Below are 1,078 nucleotides of genomic sequence, written 5' to 3'. Positions count from 1 at the left end.
ATTCTCGGTCACACAAATCAAACACATAAATCAATCCTATAATAATATGGATTCCGATATATGCTAATAATAATGTCCAATCTATTTTTTTCAATTCAATTTCGGTTTTCGGATATTACCCACAACGTGTTTGTATATGGTTTGTTGCGTGTTTCAAGCAACTAATTTAGTAAATAATTACCGACCAAGAAAGTCCGCGAGGACTTTCGCAAGTAAGCAAAAAGCCAGCAATAAATTATATACGGTGTTGGCATTAGTTATTTTTTTCCAAAATATTAATACTTTTAAGATTGTTGGTTTTTATTACTTCAGAAACCTTGCTAGTATTGTTGTAGAAGAATAAGTAATTCTCAGACCTTCCTAAATAATATTTTTTTTCAGAACTTGATATTGTATTTTCCTCAAATTTAAATTCATATTTGAGTTTACTTTCGTTTTCTATAACTTTATATGCACTTACAAACCCACTAGATACAGAATATACTATAGATATAATTGCTAGATAAACTAATACATTTAAATTTTTGTTTTTCAGCCGTCTTAAATAAAAGACCAAAAAAATTATGTAAAATATAATAAATGTAACCTCATTTATTCTTTCATTAATTTTTTCAGAAAAGAAAAACAGTCTGACTAAAGTATAAATTATGACAATAGACATACCAAAAATAACCGACCCTTTACCACTTTTTTTAGGCCAATTGTTTGATAAAAAAGAAAAAATAAATCCTCCGAAAATAATAATTAAGTATGCTAAAATATGCTCTAAAAACAATGAGGCATATTCTGTTATTGTCAAATAGTTGATTATTCTAATATTGAAGAAATTATAGTAAAAAATATAATGAATAGAACTGCACAGTGTAATAAATACAGCACCAATTGGAATTATCTTAGTAAAATCAAAATTCTCGTTTTTTAAATCCAATGTTTGTGAGTTTTAATTAATGCCAACGTGTTAGTGTATGATTTCGTTGCGTATTTCAAAAACTAATTTAACAAAAAGAAACGAACCAGAGGAATCATCCGAAGGATTATTCCGAAAAGGGAAAAACAAGCAATGAATTATACATATTGT

1 protein-coding gene is annotated in these 1,078 nt (G+C 27.0%); it reads right to left on the bottom strand.

Features of this window, described 5'->3' with window-relative positions; translation table 11 throughout:
• Positions 1 to 253: 253 nt before the first annotated feature.
• Positions 254 to 928: a hypothetical protein gene (locus ACFSSB_RS15455; protein ID WP_379905930.1), complete on the bottom strand. Its 675-nt coding sequence runs from the start codon at positions 926 to 928 to the stop codon at positions 254 to 256.
• Between the last annotated feature and the right edge of the window lie 150 nt (positions 929 to 1,078).

Origin of the sequence: Lacinutrix gracilariae, from assembly GCF_042684485.1 — a bacterium.
Classification (GTDB): Bacteria; Bacteroidota; Bacteroidia; order Flavobacteriales; family Flavobacteriaceae; genus Oceanihabitans; species Oceanihabitans gracilariae.
The sequence above is the reverse complement of the archived record's forward strand: the minus strand, read 5'-3'. Positions and strand labels throughout refer to the sequence as shown.